The sequence below is a fragment of the Streptomyces sp. NPDC025784 genome (genome assembly GCF_055558435.1).
Genome location: NZ_JBVHMN010000003.1, coordinates 331682 through 351847 on the forward strand (window position 1 = coordinate 331682; position 20166 = coordinate 351847).

The following is a 20166-nucleotide window of genomic DNA, read 5'->3' on the forward strand; positions in this document are numbered from 1 at the left end:
GCATGCGTACGTGTTGTATCTATGATGTGCGCATGCCTTCAGCCCCGCCCGCGCCCGCCGACCCGCACGTGCACGACTCCGCCGACCGGCCCGCCGGGCGGGCGCAGCAGGACGTGAAGCAGCCCGTGAAACAGCCGCCCGCCGCCGACCGCGTCTACGCACACGTCAAGCAGGCCGTGCTGGAACGCCGTTACGAGGGCGGCACGCTGCTCACCGAGGGCGAGCTCGCCGAGGCCGTGGGCGTCTCCCGCACGCCCGTGCGCGAGGCCCTGCTGCGCCTGGAGGTCGAAGGGCTCATCAGGCTCTACCCGAAGAAGGGCGCGCTCGTCCTGCCCGTCTCCGCCCAGGAGATCGCGGACGTCGTCGAGACCCGGCAGCTCGTCGAGGAGCACGCCGCGCGCAAGGCGCTCCCCGCCCCGCCGCAGCTCATCGCCCGGCTGGAGGAACTCCTCGCACGGCAGAAGGAGCAGGCCGCCGCCGGAGACCTGGCGGGCGCCGCCGTCACCGACCGCTGCTTCCACGCCGAGATCGTCCGCAGCGGCGGCAACGAGATCCTCTCCCGGCTCTACGACCAGCTGCGCGACCGGCAGTTGAGGATGGGAGTCGCCGTGATGCACGCCCACCCCGACCGGATCACCAAGACGCTCACCGAGCACGAGGAGATCCTCGAAGCGCTGCGCTCCGGTGACGCCGAGGCCGTCGTCGACATCATCCACCGGCACGTCAGCTGGTTCTCCAACCTGGCGCGGGGCGAGGTCCGATGAGCACCGCGACCCTTCCCGGCGACCCGCCCGGCGGGCGGCGCGCGATAGCCGTCTGGGGCATCGGCGTCGCCGTCTACTTCGTTGCCGTCATCTTCCGGACCTCACTGGGAGTGGCGGGCCTCGACGCGGCGGACCGCTTCCAGGTCAACGCCTCGGCGCTGTCCACCTTCTCGATCCTCCAGCTCCTCGTGTACGCGGGCATGCAGATACCCGTCGGCCTGCTGGTCGACCGGCTCGGCACCAAGAAGGTGCTGACCATCGGCGTCCTGCTGTTCACCGCGGGACAGCTGGGCTTCGCCTTCTCCCCCTCCTACGGCACGGCCCTCGCCTCGCGCGCGCTGCTCGGCTGCGGCGACGCGATGACCTTCATCAGCGTGCTGCGGCTCGGCACCCGCTGGTTCCCCGCCCGCCGCGGCCCGCTGGTCGCGCAGCTCGCCGGCCTGGTCGGCATGGCCGGCAACCTCGTCTCGACCCTGGTCATCGCGCGGCTGCTGCACGGGGTCGGCTGGACGGCCGCGTTCGCGGGCAGCGCGCTCGCCGGAGTCGTCGTGCTGGTGCTCCTGCTGCTGTTCCTGAAGGACCACCCCGAGGGCCACGACCCGGAGCCCTTCCCGCACCGGGGCGCCGCCTACGTGCGCCGGCAGATCGCCGCGTCCTGGCGGGAACCCGGCACCCGGCTCGGCATGTGGGTGCACTTCACGACACAGTTCCCGGCGATGGTGTTCCTGCTGCTGTGGGGTCTGCCGTTCCTCGTCGAGGCACAAGGACTCTCGCGCGCGACCGCCGGCGAACTGCTGACGCTCGTCGTGCTCTCCAACATGATGGTCGGCCTCGTGTACGGGCAGATCGTCGCCCGGCACCACTCGGCACGGCTGCCGCTGGCACTCGGCACGGTGGCCGCGACCGCCGTCGTCTGGGCCGGCACGCTCGCCTGCCCCGGGGACCGGGCGCCGATGTGGGTGCTCATCGTGCTGTGCACCGTACTGGGGGCATGCGGCCCGGCCTCGATGATCGGCTTCGACTTCGCCCGGCCGGCCAACCCGCCCGAACGGCAGGGCACCGCATCCGGCATCACCAACATGGGAGGCTTCGTCGCCTCCATGACGACCCTGCTGGCCATCGGTGTACTGCTCGACGCGACCGGCGACAACTATCGCGTGGCCTTCGCCGCCGTGTTCGTCCTCCAGGCCGTCGGACTGAGCCAGATCTTCCGGCTCCGCGGGCGGGTGGCCCGGCGCGAACGGGAACGGCTGGTCGCCAGCCGGGTGGAGACGGTGCACGTGCCGGCCTAGCCCCGGTCGGCACGTCCTGCCCCGGCCGGGGACAGCCCCGGCCGGACGGGCGGTGCCGGCTACGGGGTGACCGCGAAGTTCCGCAGGATGGCCGCCGACAGATCCGGGTCGCCCTCGGTCTTGATGCGGTCGGCGACGGCGTCGGGGTGAACGCGGCCGCAGGCCAGCCGGAAGAACGTCTCCCAGTCCAGGGAGATCGAGGCGGCGGGGCCGAGGGAGGGGGCACCGTCTATCGTGCCGCGGCCGTCGGCGTCGACGCGGACCGTGCGCAGGAACTCGACGGGACCGTGGACGTCGAAGACCACCGCGGAGTTCGCGGGAGCACCGGCGTCCTTCGCGACGATCTTCGGCAGCGCCGCGAGAAGCTGGTCACGGACGATGGAGGCGCCCGGGGAGTCGAGGTTGCCCGGCCGGCCCAGCGTCGTCCGCAGGTCCTGCTCGTGCACCCACACGTCGAACGCTCGGTTCCGCATGGCCTGTTCGAGGGTGATCTCGGTGCCGAGGGGGCCGCGCACCTTGCTGTCGGGCTGCCTGGTCTCGTTCCGCAGCTGCCGGTTGCGGCGGATGATCGTGTACTCCAGCTCGGACGTCATCTCCGGCGCGGTGTGGTGGCGCCGCACGTCGACCTGCATCTCCATGTACCGCTGGTGCTCGTTCGTCACGTGGTACAGGTCACGGGGGAGCGTGTGGATCGGCCGCGGGTCGCCGAGCATCTCGCAGTCCAGCCCGATGACATGCGACACGATGTCCCGCACGGACCAGCCCGGGCAGGGGGTCCGCCGGTTCCACTCGCCCTCCACGAGCGGCTGCACCAGCTCCGATATCGCTTCGATCGAGTGGGTCCAGGCGTCGGCGTAGGACTGAAGGCTGGGATGCAGACTCACGGAACGGGACCCCTCGGGCGGTTGGACGCGGGCAGTGCACAGGCAGCGGGTGTCTTGGGACGCTAAGTTACGCTGCTGTGAGGCACCCCGGCAGTGCTTTCGTGTGACGATCGTAGGCCCGTATCGACGGCTCGAATGCCAGGACGGTGGTAGTGTGCGCGCCTCTCTCCTCCAGATCGACGTAAACGACGCCGAATCGGTCGAATCGCGTCGGCAGCGTGTCGCGTCTCTCGTACGAGAACAAGCCGGAGCCGACCTCGTCGTGCTGCCCGAGCTGTGGACGACCGGCGCGTTCGCCTACGAAGGGTTCCGGACCGAGGCCGAACCGCTGGAAGGACCCACCTACGAGGTGATGGCCAAGGCGGCGAGCGACGCGGGCGTCTGGCTGCACGCCGGCTCCATCCCCGAGCGGGACCCCGAAGGCCCCCTCTACAACACGTCCCTCGTCTTCTCGCCCTCCGGTGAACTCGCCGCCTCGTACCGGAAGATCCACCGCTTCGGCTTCGACAAGGGCGAGGCCGTGCTGATGGGCGCGGGATCGGAGCTCGTGACGGTCCGTCTGCCCGAGACCGTGGTCGGCGTCGCCACCTGCTACGACCTCCGCTTCCCCGAACTCTTCCGCGGGCTCGTCGACGCCGGCGCGGAGACCCTCGTGCTCTCGGCCGGCTGGCCCGAACGGCGCCGCTCCCACTGGACACTGCTCGCACAGGCGCGCGCCGTCGAGAACCAGGCCTACGTCCTCGCCTGCGGAACGGCCGGCACGCACGCCGGAGTCGCCCAGGCCGGCCACTCCCTGGTGGTCGACCCGTGGGGTGAGGTCCTCGCCGAGGCCGGGGCCGGCGAGGAGGTCCTCACCGTGGACTTCGACCCCGCCGAGGTCGCGGACACGCGGGAGCAGTTCCCCGCGCTGAAGGACCGCCTGCTGGGGCTCGACACACCTCGGCGACAGGCCTGACGGGACCGCTCCGCCCGGCCCTCGCGCGCTGCTCCTCAGTCCTCGCCACGCTCCTTCTCCGCCAGGTGGATCACGCACACCGCCACCGCGATCAGCAGTGCCGGGTCGGCGTCGTCCCGTACGACGTCGACCCCGTACGTCTCACGGACGTGGAGCCGGCGGCGGGAGATCTGCGCGAGGAGTTCGTTGTCGTAGTCGATGGCGAACTCACGGTCGAGGATCTTCCCGCTCGCGTCGAGCTCGGTGCCGTCGACCAGCGACACCCGGTAGTGGTTGCGGAGCAGGGACAGACGCTTGCGCTTGATGGTCGCCAGCGGGTCGCCGTCCCGCTCGATGATCATCGTGTCGCGCAGGGTGAGCATCTTCTGGTGGATGTCGATCAGGACGCGCCCGCGCGTGTCCTTCAGCTCGAAGGTGTCCCGCAGACGCATGGCCTTGCCGTCGACGAGGAAGACCTTGTTGCCGCGGTCGTCCTCGATCCAGTAGTCGTCGCCGAAGCCGAGGAGCCGGTCGCGTACGAGGAATCTCATGCCATCACCGCTTCCCCGGCAGGCGGTCCGAAACGCCGCCGGTAGGCCGACGGGCTGAGTCCCGTCGCCCGGCGCAGCCGCGCCCGCAGGTTCGCGGCGGACCCCAGACCGCTGCGGTCCGCCACCACGTCCAGGCGCTCCTCCCCGCGCTCGATGAGCCGGCAGGCGAGTGCCACCCGCTCACCCGTCAGCCACGCCAGCGGGGTGGTGCCGAGCTGGGCGCGGAAACGCCGGTGCAGCGTCGCCGGGCTCACCGCCGCCCGCGCGGCCAGATCCGCGACCGTCAGCGGCTCACCGAGCCGCTCCTGTGCCCAGGCCAGCAGCGGGGCCAGGGACTCGTCGGGCACCTCGGGCAGCGGCCGTTCCACGAACTGACGCTGCCCGCCGTCGCGGTGCGCGGCGAAGACCAGCCGTCGCGAGACGGCGTTGGCGATCTCCGCGCCGTGGTCGCGCCGCACGACATGCAGCCCGAGATCGAGCGCGGACGCGCTGCCCGACGCGGTGAGAATGTCCCCGTCGTCCACGAACAGGACGTCCGGCTCCAGACGGACCCGCGGAAACCGCGCCCGGAAGGCATCCGCCCACATCCAGTGACATGCCGCCCGCCGCCCGTCCAGCAGCCCGGCCTCCGCGAGGGTGAACGCACCGGAGCAGAACCCGATCAGCCTGGCCCCCCGCTCGTGCGCCCGGCGAACGGCGTCCAGCACCTCGGGGGAGCGCGGCGTCCCGGTGTCCGGACGGTTCGGCACGATCAGCGTGTCCGCCTCGTCGGCCGCCTCCAGCCCGTCCACGCCGGTGAGCGTGAAGAACCCGTCCCGGATCCGGGTCCGCTCCCCGGCGGCGCAGAGCCCGAAGTCGTAGAGCTCCCGCCCGAGTTCCGGCCGACGCAGCCCGAACACCTCGATCGCGCAGCTCATCTCGAAGGGGTTCGAGTTCTCGTCCACGACGAGGACGACACGGTGCACGCCCCGCGCGGCGGGGGACGGGGCCCGGCGGGCGGGCGGTGTGCCTCCCGCCGGACCGGACTGAGAGGATCGTTGCGCCATATGCGATTTCTAGCACTCGTCCGGATGCCGGGCCAGGCCGAGGATGAGTCCATGAGCAGCGAACCCGTCTCCCTGTCCGGCGCCCTGGCCTCCTTCACCGAACTGTGGAGCCCGCGCATCGTCACCGCCGTCAACGACTACGACGTACGCATCGCCAAGGTCGAGGGCGAGCACGTCTGGCACGTCCACGACCACACGGACGAGTTCTTCCTGGTCCTGGAGGGCGAGCTGACCATCGCGCTCCGGGAGGCGGCCGGCGAACGGACCGTCGTCCTGCCCCAGGGCTCCGTCTTCACCGTGCCGCGCGGCACGGAGCACAAGCCGGTCGCTCCGCACGGCGCCTCGATCCTGATGTTCGAGCCCACCGGCACCCTCACCGTCGGCGACCGCCACGACGAGGTCCCGGACCACGTGGACGCGACCACCGGACACGCGCTGAGCTGAGTGCCGGCGCGTGGTGGCACCCTTGATCCATGAACGACTCCGTCCCGGCCCCCGCAACCCGCCGCGTCCGTGTCCGCGCCCCCGAGCTGATCGGCAAGGGCGGCTGGTTGAACACGGGCGGTGCCCCGTACACCCTCGCCGACCTGCGAGGACGCATCGTCATTCTCGATTTTTGGACGTTCTGCTGCATCAACTGCCTGCACGTCCTCGACGAGTTGCGGGAGCTGGAGGAGAAGCACCGCGACACCGTGGTGATCATCGGGGTGCACTCGCCCAAGTTCGTGCACGAGGCCGAGCATCAGGCGGTCGTCGACGCCGTCGAGCGGTACGGGGTCGAGCACCCGGTGCTGGACGATCCCGAGCTCGCCACCTGGAAGCAGTACGCCGTGCGCGCGTGGCCGACGCTCGTCGTGATCGACCCCGAGGGGTACGTGGTCGCCCAGCACGCCGGGGAGGGGCACGCGCACGCCATCGCCCGGCTGGTGGAGGAGCTGGAGGCCGAGCACGAGGCCAAGGGGACCCTGCGGCGCGGTGACGGGCCTTACGTCGCGCCCGAGCCCGAGCCGACCGTGCTGCGCTTCCCCGGCAAGGCGCTCGCCCTGCCGAACGGGAACCTCCTGATCAGCGACACCACCCGGCACCAGCTCGTGGAGCTGGCGGAGGACGGGGAGTCGGTGATCCGGCGGATCGGCTCCGGTGCGCGCGGCTTCGTGGACGGGACGGCCGCGGAGGCCGGCTTCAGCGAGCCTCAGGGGCTCGCCCTGCTGGACGACGGCACGGTCGTCGTCGCGGACACCGTGAACCACGCCCTGCGCCGCCTGGACCTGGCCTCCGGCGAGGTCACGACGCTCGCGGGCACCGGCCGCCAGTGGTGGCGGGGGTCGCCGACGTCCGGGCCCGCGCGTGAGGTGGACCTGTCGTCGCCGTGGGACGTGGCCGTGTTCGGCGGACGGGTGTGGATCGCCATGGCCGGGGTCCACCAGCTGTGGGCGTACGACCATGCGCGGGGCACGGTCGGCGTCGCCGCGGGCACGGCCAACGAGGGGCTGGTCGACGGGCCGGCCGACGAGGCCTGGTTCGCGCAGCCCTCCGGGCTCGCCGCCACCGCCGACCGGCTCTGGCTCGCGGACTCCGAGACGTCGGCGCTGCGCTGGGTCGACCTCGACGGGACGGTGCACACCGCGGTGGGGACCGGGCTCTTCGACTTCGGGCACCGTGACGGTCCGGCCGGACAGGCGCTGCTGCAGCACCCGTTGGGGGTGACGGCGCTGCCCGACGGCTCGGTCGCCGTCAGCGACACGTACAACCACGCTCTGCGCCGCTACGACCCGGCGACGGGTGAGGTGACCACGCTCGCCACGGACGTGCGGGAGCCGAGCGACGCGGTGCTCGTCGGGGACGACATCGTGGTCGTGGAGTCGGCGCGCCACCGGCTGACGCGGCTGCGGCTGCCCGAGGAGGCCGTGCGGGTCGAGGCGGTCGCCCACCGCACTCAGCGGGCGCCCACCGAGGTCGCGCCGGGTGAGCTGCGTCTGGACGTGATCTTCCAGGCTCCGGCCGGCCAGAAGCTCGACACCCGCTACGGTCCGTCGACCCGTCTGCTGGTCTCGTCGACGCCGCCGGGGCTGCTGCGGGGCGGCGAGGGCACGGGGACGGACCTCTCGCGCGTGCTGGAGCTCGATCCGGCGGTGCCGGAGGGGGTCCTGCACGTGTCGGCGATGGCGGCGTCCTGCGACGACGATCCGGCCAACGAGTACCCGGCCTGCCATGTGCACCAGCAGGACTGGGGTGTGCCGGTCCGGCTCACCGCGTCGGGCACGGACCGGCTGCCGCTGGTTCTCGCCGGCATGGACGAGTGAGGGGCGGCCCCGGGCCGGCCGTTGCCGGCCCGGGGCGTCCGGCCGCGTGCGTTCGGGGGCGCGTGGGTGCTCAGGCGCCGTATCCGTTGCTGTAGCCGCCCGGGTGGTGGCGCTCCTCCTCCACCACCGGGGTGGTGGGCGGCACCACGACGCGCCTGCGCCGGGCGATGCTGCTGAAGGTCGCCACCCCGATCAGTCCGACGATCATGAATATGACGCCGACGAGGTCGAGGTTGACCCCCTTCATGTTCCAGTCGGTCGCGAACGTGAGGATCGCTCCTGCGGCGATCAGGATGATGCATCCGCCCAGGCCCATGAGTGTCGCCTCCTTGGCTCGGCATCCCGGAGCAGACACGGTGTCTTCCCGGGCCCGACCCGGGTACCCGGCTCGGGCCCGGCCATGCGGAGGCGATCGCTCGTCGTGGCGGTACGGGCGGCTGAACTAGCCCTCCAGGAAGGCCACCAGGGCGTTGGCCAGGAGGAACGGGTCGTCGGCGCCGCAGAGTTCGCGGGCGCTGTGCATGGACAGGATGGCCACGCCGATGTCGACGGTCCTGATGCCGTGCCGTGCCGCGGTGATGGGCCCGATGGTGGTGCCGCAGGGCATGGCGTTGTTGGAGACGAAGGTCTGGAAGCGCACGTCCGCCTTCTCGCAGGCGGCGGCGAACACGGCGCGGCCCGAACCGTCGGTGGCGTAGCGGTTGTTGACGTTCACCTTGAGGATGGGGCCGCCGCCCGCGCGGGGGTGGTGCGTCGGGTCGTGCCGCTCGGCGTAGTTGGGGTGGACCGCGTGGCCCGTGTCGGAGGACAGACAGACGGTGCCCGCGAAGGCGCGTGCCCGGTCCTCCAGGGAGCCGCCGCGCGCGAACACCGAGCGTTCCAGCACGTTGCCCAGGAGCGGTCCGTCGGCCCCGGTGTCGCTCTGTGAGCCGTTCTCCTCGTGGTCGAAGGCCGCGAGGACGGGGATGTGGTCGAGCCGAGAGTCGGCCGTGGCGACCGCGGTCAGGGCGGCGGTGCCCGCGTGCACGGACAGCAGGTTGTCCATGCGCGGGCCCGCCAGCAGTTCCCTGTCGCGGCCCAGGTAGGCGGGGCGTTCGACGGAGTGGGTCATCAGGTCCCAGCCGGTGACCTCGCCCGCCGGCAGTCCGGACTCCTCCTCCAGGAAGGCGATCAGGTCGCCCTCGCGGGGTTCGCCGAGTCCCCAGACGGGCTGCATGTGGCGCTGCTTGTCGAGCTTGAGTCCGTCGGCGGTGACCGAACGGTCCAGGTGGATGGCGAGCTGGGGGACGCGGAGCAGGGGGCGGTCGATGTTCACCAGGCGGGTGGAGCCGTCCCGCAGCGAGAGCCGGCCCGCGAGGCCGAGGTCCCGGTCCAGCCAGGAGTTCAGCAGGGGGCCGCCGTAGATCTCGACGGCCACCTGGCGCCAGCCGTGCGCGCCGGTGTCGGGCTGCGGCTTCACGCGCAGGTTCGGGGAGTCGGTGTGTGCGCCCACGATCCGGAAGGGCGTGTGGGGCTCGGCGCCCTCCGGCACGTACCAGGCGACGATGGCGCCTCCGCGCAGTACGTACTTCCCGCCGCTCGTCCCGTCCCACGCGTCGGTCTCGGCGACCTGGCGGAATCCGGCCTTCTCCAGACGCTCGGCCGCGTTCGCCACCGCGTGGTACGGCGTCGGGCTGGTTGCCAGGAAGGACATGAGGTCGTCGGTGTGGCCGCGGTCGAAGCGGGCGGGTGTACTCATGGGTTCACCTTAACGACGCGCGACGGCCCGCTCCCGGCGATGGGGAACGGGCCGTCGTAAGGGGGATGTGAAGGGCGGACACCTGACCGGAAGGACAGGTTCTGGTTGGGCGTCCGCCCAGCTCCGCGCGGGCTCTAGAACGCGGCCTCGTCGAGCTCCATCAGGTCCAGGTCCACGCCCTCGGCGAGCTTGCGCGCGCCGGTGACGCCGGGCAGGACGTTGGCGGCGAAGAACTTCGCGGCCGCGATCTTGCCGGTGTAGAAGGGCTTGTCCTTGGCGGAGGCGGTCTCCAGCTTCTCGGTGGCGACGGCGGCACCGCGCAGCAGCAGGTAGCCGACGATGACGTCGCCGGAGGCGAGCAGCAGGCGGGTCGTGTTCAGGCCCACCTTGTAGATGTTCTTGACGTCCTGCTCGGTGGCCGCGAGGTCGGTCAGCATCAGGCCGACGATGGCCTCCAGCTCGACGGCCGCCTTGGCGAGCTGCTCACGGGCGGCGGAGAGGTTCTCGCCGCCGGTGCCGAGCGCGAGGAACGACTTGATGTCCTCGGCGAGCGAGTTCAGCGCGGCGCCCTGGTTGCGGACGATCTTGCGGAAGAAGAAGTCCTGGCCCTGGATCGCGGTCGTGCCCTCGTACAGGGTGTCGATCTTGGCGTCGCGGATGTACTGCTCGATCGGGTACTCCTGCAGGAAGCCGGAGCCGCCGAAGGTCTGCAGCGACTGGGCGAGCTGCTCGTAGCCCTTCTCGGAGCCGTAGCCCTTGACGATCGGCAGGAGCAGGTCGTTCATGGCCTCCAGGGCGGCGGAGTCCTCGCCCGCGGCCTCCTTCAGCATGATCTCGTCCTGGACGGCCGCCGTGTGCAGCACCAGGGCGCGCATGCCCTCCGCGTACGCCTTCTGCGTCATCAGCGAGCGGCGCACGTCCGGGTGGTGCGTGATGGTGACCTTGGGGGCGGCCTTGTCCATGAAGTTGGCGAGGTCCTGGCCCTGGACGCGCTCCTTGGCGTACTCCAGGGCGTTCAGGTAGCCGGTGGAGAGGGTGGAGATCGCCTTCGTGCCGACCATCATGCGGGCGAACTCGATGATGCGGAACATCTGGCGGATGCCGTCGTGCTTCTCGCCGATCAGCCAGCCCTTGGCGGGGTGGCGGTCGCCGAAGGTCATCTCGCACGTGTTGGAGGCCTTGAGGCCCATCTTGTGCTCGACGTTCGTCGCGTACGCGCCGTTGCGCTCGCCCAGCTCGCCGGTCTCGAAGTCGAAGAGGTACTTCGGGACGAGGAACAGGGACAGGCCCTTGGTGCCGGGGCCGGCGCCCTCGGGGCGGGCGAGGACGTAGTGGAGGATGTTCTCCTCCATGTCGTGCTCACCGGACGTGATGAAGCGCTTCACGCCCTCGATGTGCCAGGAGCCGTCCTCCTGCTGGATCGCCTTGGTGCGGCCGGCGCCGACGTCCGAACCGGCGTCGGGCTCGGTGAGCACCATGGTGGAGCCCCAGGTCTTGTCGACCGCGATCTGGGCCCACTTCTTCTGCTCCTCGGTGCCCTCCTCGAAGAGGATGCGGGCGAAGGCCGGGCCGGAGGAGTACATCCACACGGCCGGGTTGGCGCCGAGGATCAGCTCCGCGTAGGCCCAGATGAGGGACGGCGGGGCGGTGGTGCCGCCGATCTCCTCGGGCAGGCCCAGACGCCAGTACTCGGAGTCCATGAAGGCCTTGTAGCTCTTCTTGAAGGACGCGGGCACGGGCGCGGTGTTGGTCTCCGGGTCGAAGACCGGCGGGTTGCGGTCGGCGTCGGCGAAGGACTCGGCCAGCTCGTTCTCCGAGAGGCGGGTCAGCTCATCGAGGATGCTCTTGGCGGTGTCGGTGTCCATCTCCCCGAACGGGCCGGTGCCGTACAGCTTGTCGCGCCCGAGCACCTCGAAGAGGTTGAACTCGATGTCGCGGAGATTCGACTTGTAGTGCCCCATGGCGACGGCTCCGTAAGGGATCGGCGAGGCACTGACTCCTCGCAGCTAGTTCACGTACCAACAAGTAGCTACGATGATGCTACCCGTCAGTAATAAGAATCAACCCCTGATGGTCCATATGTGGCCCACTACTCTTTGACGCATGTACGGCTATGACCAGAACGCGGGAGCCCAACAGGGGTATGCCCAGCCCCAGGGGAACATCCCCGGACAGATGCCGGGTGGCCAGATGCCCGGCGGGTACGGCCAGCAGCCGCCGCTCTACCCGGAGCCGTCGCCGCCGTCGCTCGCGGACGCGGTCCGCGCCTTCACCACGGGCTCGATGGCCGCGGAGGACTTCCAGCAGGTCTTCGCGACGTCGAAGGTGTACTGCCCGCGTGGTGACAATCCCGGATTCCTGGCGCTGCACAACACCCAGCAGCCGGTCATCCCCATGTTCACCTCCCTCAAGGAGCTGCGCCGCTACGCCGGCAAGGAGTCCAAGTACTTCGTGATCACCGGTGCCGAGGTGATCGACCTCCTCCCCACCGGCTACGGCTTCGTGCTCGACATGGAGGGCGAGCACCGCATGGTCTTCGACGCCAAGGCCGTCGAGCAGATGGTCGACTTCGCGATGCGCCGGATGTACGGATAGCCGCACGACAGCAGAAGAAGGGCCGGCTCCGCGAGGAGCCGCCGCGCGGACGCCCGGAGGGAATGCCCTCCGGGCGTCGTTCGTTGGGGGTGGCAGAAAGTTCAACAATCAACTAACCTCGGACCACAAGGAGGTACCGACCATGCCTGCAGTGACCGTCGAGAACCCGCTGACCCTGCCCCGTGTGGCCGCGCCGGCCGACGCCGTGTCCCGTCCCGTGCTGACCGTGACGACGGCGCCCAGTGGCTTCGAGGGTGAGGGCTTCCCGGTTCGCCGCGCGTTCGCCGGGATCAACTACCGCCACCTCGACCCGTTCATCATGATGGACCAGATGGGCGAGGTGGAGTACGCGCCGGGCGAGCCCAAGGGCACCCCCTGGCACCCCCACCGCGGCTTCGAGACCGTGACCTACATCATCGACGGGATCTTCGACCACCAGGACTCCAACGGTGGCGGCGGCACCATCACCAACGGTGACACCCAGTGGATGACCGCGGGCTCGGGCCTCCTGCACATCGAGGCCCCGCCGGAGTCGCTCGTCATGTCCGGCGGCCTCTTCCACGGCCTCCAGCTGTGGGTGAACCTCCCGGCCAAGGACAAGATGATGGCGCCGCGGTACCAGGACATCCGGGGTGGCACGGTCCAGCTGCTGAGCACCCCCGACGGCGGCGCGCTGCTGCGCGTCATCGCCGGTGAGCTCGACGGTCACCAGGGTCCGGGCATCACGCACACGCCGATCACCATGGTCCACGCGACCCTGGCGCCCGGCGCGGAGATCACGCTCCCGTGGCGCGAGGACTTCAACGGTCTCGCCTACGTCCTCGCCGGACGGGGCTCGGTCGGCACGGAGCGCCGCCCGGTCCACATGGGCCAGACCGCGGTGTTCGGCGCCGGCGGCGCGCTGACCGTGCGCGCCGACGAGCAGCAGGACGCCCACACGCCGGACCTGGAGGTCGTCCTCCTCGGCGGGCAGCCGATCCGTGAGCCCATGGCGCACTACGGCCCCTTCGTGATGAACACCCGCGAGGAGCTCCAGCAGGCCTTCGAGGACTTCCAGAAGGGCCGCCTGGGAACCATCCCGGCGGTGCACGGGATGTCCGGCACGCTGTAGACCGTGACGTCCGGGGCGTGCTCCGGGACGGCGGGAGGGCGGCAAGGGCGACGAGCCCTTGCCGCCCTCCCCCTTTCGGACGTCCCGGGGCGACGCCGTGGCCGGTGCGTGATCGGCTGGCACCGTGCAGCTACTCCCCGAAGGCGCCAGGAAGCTGGCCGCCTGGTGTGCCGTGATCCTGCTCGTCGCCGGTGTCGGGTGGGTCGGGATCCAGCTGTGCGGGGAATTCCGTACGGCGGTCACCCCGGTGCTGCTCGCCCTGCTGGGCACCGCGCTGCTCGGCCCGCTGTACCGGCGGCTGCTGCGGATGCGGGTCAACCGGTCGCTGGCCGCCGGACTCACCTGTGTCGCGGTGGTCCTGATCGTCGGCGGCGCCATCTACATCGTCGTCGCCGCGCTCATCGACACGGGCGACCAGATCGTCGCCTCGCTGAGGCAGGCCGGGAAGTCCCTTGCCGAGCACTTCGGCGCGGCCGGGACCTCGCTGGAGGACCTCGCGGCCAACTCCAAGGAACTGCTGACCAAGTTCGGCGGCACGGCCGCGTCCAACGTCATCAGCGGGGTCAGTGTCGTCGGCGAGACCATCGCCGTGGCCGTACTCGCCCTGCTGCTCGTCTTCTTCTTCCTGCGGGACTCGCACCGGGTGGCCGGAACGCTCAGGTCGCTCGCGCCGCGGGGCACCGCCGACGTCGTCGAGGCCATGGCCCGCCGTGCCTTCCAGGCCGTCGAGGGGTTCATGCGCGGGACGACCCTCATCGCGCTCATCGACGCCGTGTGCATCACCGTCGGACTGCTGATCCTGCGGGTGCCGGGCGCGGTGGGACTCGGCGCGCTCGTGCTGGTGGGGGCGTACATCCCCTACCTCGGCGCGTTCATCTCCGGCGCGGTGGCGGTGCTGGTCGCGCTCGCCGACCGCGGGTTCGTCATCGCGCTGTGGGCCCTCGGCGTCGTCCTCGCCGTGCAGGTCCTGGAGGGGCACGTGCTCCAGCCGATGATCCAGAGCCGCACCGTGCAGATGCATCCCGCGGTGGTGATGCTGGCCATCACGGCGGGCGCGTCCGTCGCGGGAATCCTCGGGATGCTGCTGGCCGTGCCCCTGACGGCGGCCGGCTTCGGTGTACTGCACGAACTCCGTACGCGCTACGGGGCAGAGGCCTCCGAGGCCTCCGAGGCGTCCTGAGTCCCCGCGCCGCGCCCGGCCTCAGCCGTCTGCGGCGAGCTGCGCGCCGGCCTCGTGGAATTCGAACCAGATGCTCTTCCCCTCGCCTCTGGGATCCACGCCCCAGGCGTCCGCGAGGAGCTCCACGAACACCAGCCCCCGCCCGGAGGACGCCAGCTCCCCGGGGTGTCGCCGGTGCGGCAGGTCGTCGCTCGCGTCGGAGACCTCCACCCGCAGGCGCCGTCCGTCCGCGCCGCCCGTCACCTCGGCGACGACCAGCGCGTCGGTGTCGGTGTGCACCAGGACGTTCGTGATCAGTTCGGAGACCAGCAGGACCGCCCCGTCGAACTGATCCTCACAGGCCCAGTCGTGGAGCAGCTCCCGCAGCTGCTGGCGGGCCCCGGCGATCGCCTCGGGCTCGGCCTGCGCCACGGTCAGCATGGTGCGGCGCACCGGCGGCGGTGCGAGCGTCACGGTGTCGTCGCAGCCGCAGCCCGGACCCTGCCGGCACAGCAGCACGACGGCGATGTCGTCCTCCCGCCGGTCGGCGAGCGGCCCGGTGGTGTGGTGCGAGGAGGGCCCGTGCACGACCTGGACGAGCGCGTCGGCCAGGGACTCCATGTCGCCCTCGTGGGCCTCCAGGGCCCGGCGGATACGGCGCCAGCCGGTGTCGAGGTCGTGACCGCCGGTCTCGATGAGCCCGTCGGTGCAGATCAGCATGGTCTCGCCCGGTTCCAGGACGAGCCGGGTCGTGGGGTAGTCGGCGTCCGGGTCGACGCCCAGCGGCAGCCCGCCCGCGGTCGGCCGCATCAGCACCGTTCCGTCGGCCATGCGTATCGCGGGGTCCGGGTGCCCGGCGCGGGCGATGTCGAGCGTCCCGGTCGCCGGGTCGACCTCGACGTAGAGGCAGGTCGCGAAGCGGGTGTCGTCGGGATCCCCGTCGTCGGCGCCGCCGCTCGACCCGTAGGTCACCGAGTCGGTGACCCCGTACAGAAAGCGTGAGGCCCGGGAGAGCACCGCGTCGGGGCGGTGGCCCTCGGAGGCGTACGCGCGCAGCGCGATGCGCAGCTGGCCCATCAGGCCCGCCGCGCGGACGTCGTGGCCCTGGACGTCGCCGATGACCAGCGCGAAGCGGCCTCCGCCGGACTTCGTCCGGGCACTCCCCCCGGGCAGCGGGATCATGTCGTACCAGTCGCCGCCGACCTGGAGGCCGCCGCCGGTGGGGACATAGCGCGCGGCGATGGTCATGCCCGGTGTCCGGGGGCCCAGCGTGGGCATCATCGAGCGTTGCAGGCCGTCGGTGAGTGCCCGCTCGGTCTCGGCGGCCCCGGCACGTGAGAGGGCCTGCGCGAGCATGCGGGCGACGGTCGTGAGGACCGAACGCTCGTCGGGCGTGAAGCTGACGGGGTACGTGAAGGCCGCCATCCACGCCCCCATGGTGCGGCCCGCGACGGTCAGCGGCAGGAACGCCCAGGAGTGCCGTCCGAAGTGCTTGGCGAGCGGCCAGGAGACCGGATAGCGGTCCCGGTAGTCGTCGGGCGAGGACAGGTAGACGGCACGGCCCGTGCGGACGACCTCCGCGGCCGGGTAGTCGGTGGCCAGCGCCATGTGCGAGAAGGGGCTCTCGGCCCCCGGCTGGTGACCGTGGTGGCCGATGACGGTCAGCCGGTCGCCCTCGGCGCCGAAGACGGCCAGTCCGTCGGGGGAGAACCCGGGCATGGACAGGCCGGCCGCGACCCGCAGCACCTCGGCCGTCGACCGGGCCTCGGCCAGCGCACGGCCGGCGTCCAGCAGGAACGCCTCCCGCGAGCGGCGCCAGTCGCCGGTGACCGGGGTGCGCGCGGCGGCGCCCGGCGGCTGCTCGGAGACCTCCTGGAGGGTGCCGATGAGCTCGAACTCGCCGGTCTTCGGGTCCACGATCGGCTTGGAGCGGCTGCGGACGGTGCGGAGCACCCGGCCGTGCCCGTCCATGATCCGCATCCGGGCCTCGGCCAGGGTGTCCTCGGCGACGGCGAGCTGGACGACCCCGTCGATCTCGTTCCAGTCGACGGGGTGGAAATGGGAGCGCGCGCCCGCCTCGGTGAGTGTCGCCGGCTCCGCGGGCAGGCCGATCAGCCGGGCGGCCTCTGCGTCGAAGGTGACCAGACCGGCGGCGTTGTCCCAGCGCCACAGGCCGGTCGCGAGGGCGGCGAGGACATCCCCCACGCCGGGCAGGGGCTCACCAGTGCGCATGGCCCCACTGTAAGAAGAGGTGATCGCTGCCTGCCACCGAGAGTATTGGGGAGTGGCGATCTTGGGGTGCCCGGTACCCTTGGGGGGTCCGGGCCCCGGCCCAGGACGTTTCACGTGAAACAGACCCCGATCCGCGAAGACTGGATGAACGACGATGCATCGGTACAGGTCCCACACCTGCGGCGAGCTCCGCGCCTCTGACGTCGAGAGCGACGTCCGGCTGAGCGGCTGGCTGCACAATCGCCGAGACCTGGGCGGCATCCTCTTCATCGATCTGCGCGACCACTACGGCATCACGCAGCTCGTCGCCCGCCCCGGTACGCCCGCCTACGAGGCCCTGGACAAGGTCTCCAAGGAGTCCACCGTCCGCGTCGACGGCAAGGTGGTCTCGCGCGGCGCGGAGAACGTGAACCCCGACCTGCCCACCGGCGAGATCGAGGTCGAGGTCGGCGAGGTCGAGCTGCTCGGCGCCGCCCAGCCGCTGCCCTTCACGATCAACGCCGAGGACGGCGTCAACGAGGAGCGGCGCCTGGAGTACCGCTTCCTCGACCTGCGCCGCGAGCGCATGCACCGCAACATCCTGCTGCGTACGGCGGTGATCTCGGCGATCCGTCACAAGATGACGGCGCTCGGCTTCAACGAGATGGCGACCCCGATCCTCAGCGCCACCTCCCCCGAGGGCGCGCGCGACTTCGTGGTGCCCTCCCGTCTCAACCCGGGCAAGTTCTACGCCCTGCCGCAGGCCCCGCAGCAGTTCAAGCAGCTGCTGATGATCTCCGGCTTCGATCGCTACTTCCAGATCGCGCCCTGCTTCCGCGACGAGGACGCCCGCGCGGACCGCTCGCCGGGCGAGTTCTACCAGCTCGACGTCGAGATGTCGTTCGTCGAGCAGGAGGACGTCTTCCAGCCGATCGAGAAGCTGATGACCGAGCTGTTCGAGGAGTTCGGCAACGGCCGTCATGTGACGTCCCCGTTCCCGCGCATCCCGTTCCGCGAGGCGATGCTGAAGTACGGCTCCGACAAGCCGGACCTGCGCGCCCAGCTGGAGCTCGTCGACATCACCGACATCTTCGAGGGCTCGGAGTTCAAGGCGTTCGCGGGCAAGCACGTGCGTGCCCTGCCCGTGCCGGACGTCTCCGCGCAGCCCCGTAAGTTCTTCGACCAGCTCGGTGACTTCGCCGTCACCCTGGGCGCGAAGGGCCTGGCCTGGATCCGCGTCGCCGAGGACGGCTCGCTGACGGGTCCGATCGCGAAGTTCCTCACCGAGGAGAACGTCGCCGAGCTGACCAAGCGCCTGTCCCTGGCGGCCGGCCACGCGGTGTTCTTCGGCGCGGGCGAGTTCGACGAGGTCTCGAAGATCATGGGCGCGGTGCGCGTCGAGGCCGCCAAGCGTGCCGGGCACTTCGAGGAGGACGTCTTCCGGTTCTGCTGGATCGTCGACTTCCCGATGTACGAGAAGGACGAGGACACCGGCAAGATCGACTTCTCGCACAACCCGTTCTCGATGCCGCAGGGCGGTCTGGAGGCCCTGGAGACCCAGGACCCGCTGGACATCCTCGGCTGGCAGTACGACATCGTCTGCAACGGCGTGGAGCTGTCCTCCGGCGCGATCCGGAACCACGAGCCCGACATCATGCTCAAGGCCTTCGAGATCGCGGGCTACGACCGTGAGACCGTCGAGGAGCAGTTCGCGGGCATGCTCCGCGCCTTCCGCTTCGGCGCCCCGCCGCACGGCGGTATCGCCCCGGGCGTGGACCGCATCGTCATGCTCCTCGCGGACGAGCCGAACATCCGCGAGACGATCGCGTTCCCGCTCAACGGCAACGCGCAGGACCTGATGATGGGCGCGCCCACGGAGCTCGACGAGACCCGTCTGCGCGAGCTGAGCCTCTCGGTGCGGAAGCCGCAGCCGAAGTAGGCCCCAGCACCCGAGTGGCCCGGAACCGACGTCGGTTCCGGGCCATTCTGCGTGGCCTTGCAGAACCACAGTTCCCACCCATGCTGCTGACAGGTGGGAACCCTACGGTCCGGTTCATGACTGAGACCCAAGGACCCGCGCACAAACGGAATATGACGCGACGCAAGGTCGTCGTCGCAGGTGGAGCGGCCGTGGCGGCCGTGGGCGTGGGCGGCGGCATCGCCGTGAACGCGTTCGCGGGCGAGACGGCCTCCGGCACCTCCGCCGCGGCCGGCTCGTCGAGCGCCGAGACCTGTTACACGCTGACCTCGGAGACCACCGAGGGTCCGTACTACATCGACGCGGACAAGATCCGCCAGGACATCACCGAGGACCAGGAGGGCATCCCCATGACCCTCAAGCTCAAGGTGATCGACGCCGAGACCTGCAAGCCCGTCAGGAACGCGGCGGTCGACATCTGGCACTGCACCGCACTGGGCGTCTACTCCGGATACGAGTCGATGGGCAGCGGCGGAGGCGGCGGCGCCCCGACGGGTGCCCCCACCGACGCACCCTCAGGGACACCCACCGGCACCCCGACCGGCGAGCCCCCGTCCGGCGGTCCCTCCGGTGGCGGCGGCCACTCCGAACCCACCGACGACGAGCGCTATCTGCGCGGCACCTGGAAGACCGACAAGCACGGCTACGTCACCTTCAAGACCGTCTTCCCGGGCTGGTACCAGGGCCGCTGCGTGCACATCCACGTCAAGGTCCACGTGGACGGCACCTGGACCGACGCGGGCTACGAGGGCGGCCACACCTGTCACACCGGCCAGCTCTTCTTCGACGAGAAGTCGGTCCTGGCCGCGGCCGAGGTGGCCCCGTACTCGACGAACACCACCACGCGCACAACCCTCACCGAGGACACGATCTACCCCCAGAACGGGCACGCGGGCGGTCTTCTCCACCTCGACTACAGCAGGAGGAACATCGCCAAGGGCGTCCACGCGCACCTGACGATGGGTGTCGCCCCGGACGAGACCCACGACAGCACGGACACCCAGCCGAGCGCGTCGGCGTCGGCCTCGTAGCGCCGTCCGCGGAACTCGGGGCCGTCCTGGGCCGCGCGGTGCCCCGGGCGGCCCCTCACCCCGGCCGCTCAGGTGTCGTAGGTGCCGTCCCACGGCTCGCCGAAGCCGAGCCGGTCCGGGTAGAGCTCGGCCCAGTCGCCGTCCTCGTCCGATCCGCTCAGCAGGCCGAAGAGCACGCCGTCGACAGTGACTTGGAAGGGGCGGACGGCGATGTCCGTGTACGAGCGGCGGGGCAGGCTGCGCAGCAGTTTCGCCAGGTGGATCCGGGCCTGCGCGAGGACCGAGTCGTCGCCGTCGGGATTGCGCTGCTGCTCGGCCCAGGTGCCCGCGCACCAGATCTCCGAGTCGCGGTACCGGCCCTCGACGTCGAAGGTGTGGAGCACCGTGTAGAGGCGTTTGTGCTCTTCCCAGCCGTCGTCGGGACGGAAGCCTTCCGGGAAGGCGTACGTGATCGATGCCAGGAACTGACCGTCCGCGTACCGGCCGATGGTCTCGGTGCGGTGCTTCGGCTCGTAGGCGATCGGGATGACCTCGGGGACTGCCATGGCGGAAACCATACGGGTGAGCGC

General features: G+C 70.9%; 18 protein-coding genes. 10 read left to right on the top strand and 8 right to left on the bottom strand.

Annotated features, from left to right (window positions below):
• The first annotated feature begins 32 nt into the window (after window positions 1-32).
• Both ACZ4IF_RS11050 and ACZ4IF_RS11055 read left to right on the top strand, forming a co-directional pair.
• Window positions 33-764: a GntR family transcriptional regulator gene (locus ACZ4IF_RS11050; protein ID WP_467561550.1), complete on the top strand. Its 732-nt coding sequence runs from the start codon at window positions 33-35 to the stop codon at window positions 762-764.
• On the top strand, window positions 761-2056 hold the full coding sequence (locus tag ACZ4IF_RS11055; RefSeq protein ID WP_467561552.1) for an MFS transporter: 1296 nt from the start codon (window positions 761-763) through the stop codon (window positions 2054-2056). Before ACZ4IF_RS11050 ends, ACZ4IF_RS11055 begins: the two co-directional genes overlap by 4 nt.
• Window positions 2057-2115: 59 nt before the next feature.
• On the opposite strand, the gene ACZ4IF_RS11060 is transcribed toward ACZ4IF_RS11055, so the two are convergent.
• Window positions 2116-2940, bottom strand: a complete 825-nt coding sequence (locus ACZ4IF_RS11060; protein WP_359489119.1) for a maleylpyruvate isomerase family mycothiol-dependent enzyme — start codon at window positions 2938-2940, stop codon at window positions 2116-2118.
• A gap of 154 nt (window positions 2941-3094) precedes the next feature.
• On the opposite strand from ACZ4IF_RS11060, the gene ACZ4IF_RS11065 reads away from it, so the two are divergent.
• The gene (locus tag ACZ4IF_RS11065; protein ID WP_467561554.1) at window positions 3095-3895 is read left to right on the top strand and encodes a carbon-nitrogen family hydrolase; all 801 of its coding nucleotides are present in this window, start codon (window positions 3095-3097) and stop codon (window positions 3893-3895) included.
• Window positions 3896-3930: 35 nt separating this feature from the next.
• On the opposite strand, the gene ACZ4IF_RS11070 is transcribed toward ACZ4IF_RS11065, so the two are convergent.
• Both ACZ4IF_RS11070 and ACZ4IF_RS11075 read right to left on the bottom strand, forming a co-directional pair.
• Entirely contained in the window at window positions 3931-4425 is a 495-nt protein-coding gene (locus ACZ4IF_RS11070) for an LURP-one-related/scramblase family protein (protein ID WP_467561556.1), read from the bottom strand.
• Entirely contained in the window at window positions 4422-5471 is a 1050-nt protein-coding gene (locus ACZ4IF_RS11075) for a GlxA family transcriptional regulator (RefSeq protein WP_467561558.1), read from the bottom strand. Before ACZ4IF_RS11075 ends, ACZ4IF_RS11070 begins: the two co-directional genes overlap by 4 nt.
• 51 nt (window positions 5472-5522) lie before the next feature.
• Between ACZ4IF_RS11075 and ACZ4IF_RS11080 the strand changes: the two genes are divergently transcribed.
• Together ACZ4IF_RS11080 and ACZ4IF_RS11085 are read left to right on the top strand one after the other, a co-directional pair.
• A complete protein-coding gene (locus tag ACZ4IF_RS11080; RefSeq protein WP_359489127.1) occupies window positions 5523-5915 on the top strand; it encodes a cupin domain-containing protein in 393 nt (130 codons plus the stop codon).
• Window positions 5916-5944: 29 nt separating this feature from the next.
• A complete protein-coding gene (locus ACZ4IF_RS11085) occupies window positions 5945-7774 on the top strand; it encodes a thioredoxin-like domain-containing protein (protein ID WP_467561561.1) in 1830 nt (609 codons plus the stop codon).
• A 70-nt stretch (window positions 7775-7844) separates the two neighbouring features.
• Here the strand turns inward: ACZ4IF_RS11085 and ACZ4IF_RS11090 are convergent, their stop codons facing one another.
• The 3 genes from ACZ4IF_RS11090 to ACZ4IF_RS11100 all read right to left on the bottom strand — a co-directional run bounded on the left by ACZ4IF_RS11090 (window position 7845) and on the right by ACZ4IF_RS11100 (window position 11473).
• Window positions 7845-8090, bottom strand: coding sequence for a DUF6458 family protein (locus tag ACZ4IF_RS11090; RefSeq protein WP_028799315.1), 246 nt, complete (start codon window positions 8088-8090; stop codon window positions 7845-7847).
• A 126-nt stretch (window positions 8091-8216) separates the two neighbouring features.
• The gene (locus ACZ4IF_RS11095) at window positions 8217-9512 is read right to left on the bottom strand and encodes a M18 family aminopeptidase (protein WP_467561563.1); all 1296 of its coding nucleotides are present in this window, start codon (window positions 9510-9512) and stop codon (window positions 8217-8219) included.
• Window positions 9513-9646: 134 nt separating this feature from the next.
• The gene (locus ACZ4IF_RS11100; protein WP_467561565.1) at window positions 9647-11473 is read right to left on the bottom strand and encodes an acyl-CoA dehydrogenase; all 1827 of its coding nucleotides are present in this window, start codon (window positions 11471-11473) and stop codon (window positions 9647-9649) included.
• A gap of 142 nt (window positions 11474-11615) precedes the next feature.
• Here ACZ4IF_RS11100 and ACZ4IF_RS11105 point away from each other — a divergent pair, with 142 nt between their 5' ends.
• The 3 genes from ACZ4IF_RS11105 (at window position 11616) to ACZ4IF_RS11115 (ending at window position 14398) form a co-directional block, all read left to right on the top strand.
• On the top strand, window positions 11616-12107 hold the full coding sequence (locus ACZ4IF_RS11105) for an SseB family protein (protein WP_028799312.1): 492 nt from the start codon (window positions 11616-11618) through the stop codon (window positions 12105-12107).
• Between the two features lie 142 nt (window positions 12108-12249).
• On the top strand, window positions 12250-13218 hold the full coding sequence (locus tag ACZ4IF_RS11110; RefSeq protein ID WP_467561567.1) for a pirin family protein: 969 nt from the start codon (window positions 12250-12252) through the stop codon (window positions 13216-13218).
• 124 nt (window positions 13219-13342) lie between these two features.
• Complete coding sequence (locus ACZ4IF_RS11115; protein WP_467561569.1) at window positions 13343-14398, top strand: AI-2E family transporter; 1056 nt, start codon at window positions 13343-13345, stop codon at window positions 14396-14398.
• A gap of 21 nt (window positions 14399-14419) precedes the next feature.
• Here the strand turns inward: ACZ4IF_RS11115 and ACZ4IF_RS11120 are convergent, their stop codons facing one another.
• Window positions 14420-16609 carry an ATP-binding SpoIIE family protein phosphatase gene (locus ACZ4IF_RS11120; RefSeq protein WP_467561571.1) on the bottom strand — a complete coding sequence of 730 codons (2190 nt, stop codon included), beginning with the start codon at window positions 16607-16609 and terminating at the stop codon, window positions 14420-14422.
• A 154-nt stretch (window positions 16610-16763) separates the two neighbouring features.
• Between ACZ4IF_RS11120 and aspS the strand changes: the two genes are divergently transcribed.
• Window positions 16764-18527, top strand: coding sequence for an aspartate--tRNA ligase (aspS, locus tag ACZ4IF_RS11125; protein WP_359489140.1), 1764 nt, complete (start codon window positions 16764-16766; stop codon window positions 18525-18527).
• 116 nt (window positions 18528-18643) lie between these two features.
• A complete protein-coding gene (locus tag ACZ4IF_RS11130) occupies window positions 18644-19597 on the top strand; it encodes an intradiol ring-cleavage dioxygenase (RefSeq protein ID WP_467561574.1) in 954 nt (317 codons plus the stop codon).
• Between the two features lie 68 nt (window positions 19598-19665).
• On the opposite strand, the gene ACZ4IF_RS11135 is transcribed toward ACZ4IF_RS11130, so the two are convergent.
• Window positions 19666-20142 (bottom strand): hypothetical protein, encoded by a 477-nt coding sequence (locus tag ACZ4IF_RS11135; protein ID WP_467561576.1) that lies wholly within the window; start codon window positions 20140-20142, stop codon window positions 19666-19668.
• Window positions 20143-20166: the final 24 nt, after the last annotated feature.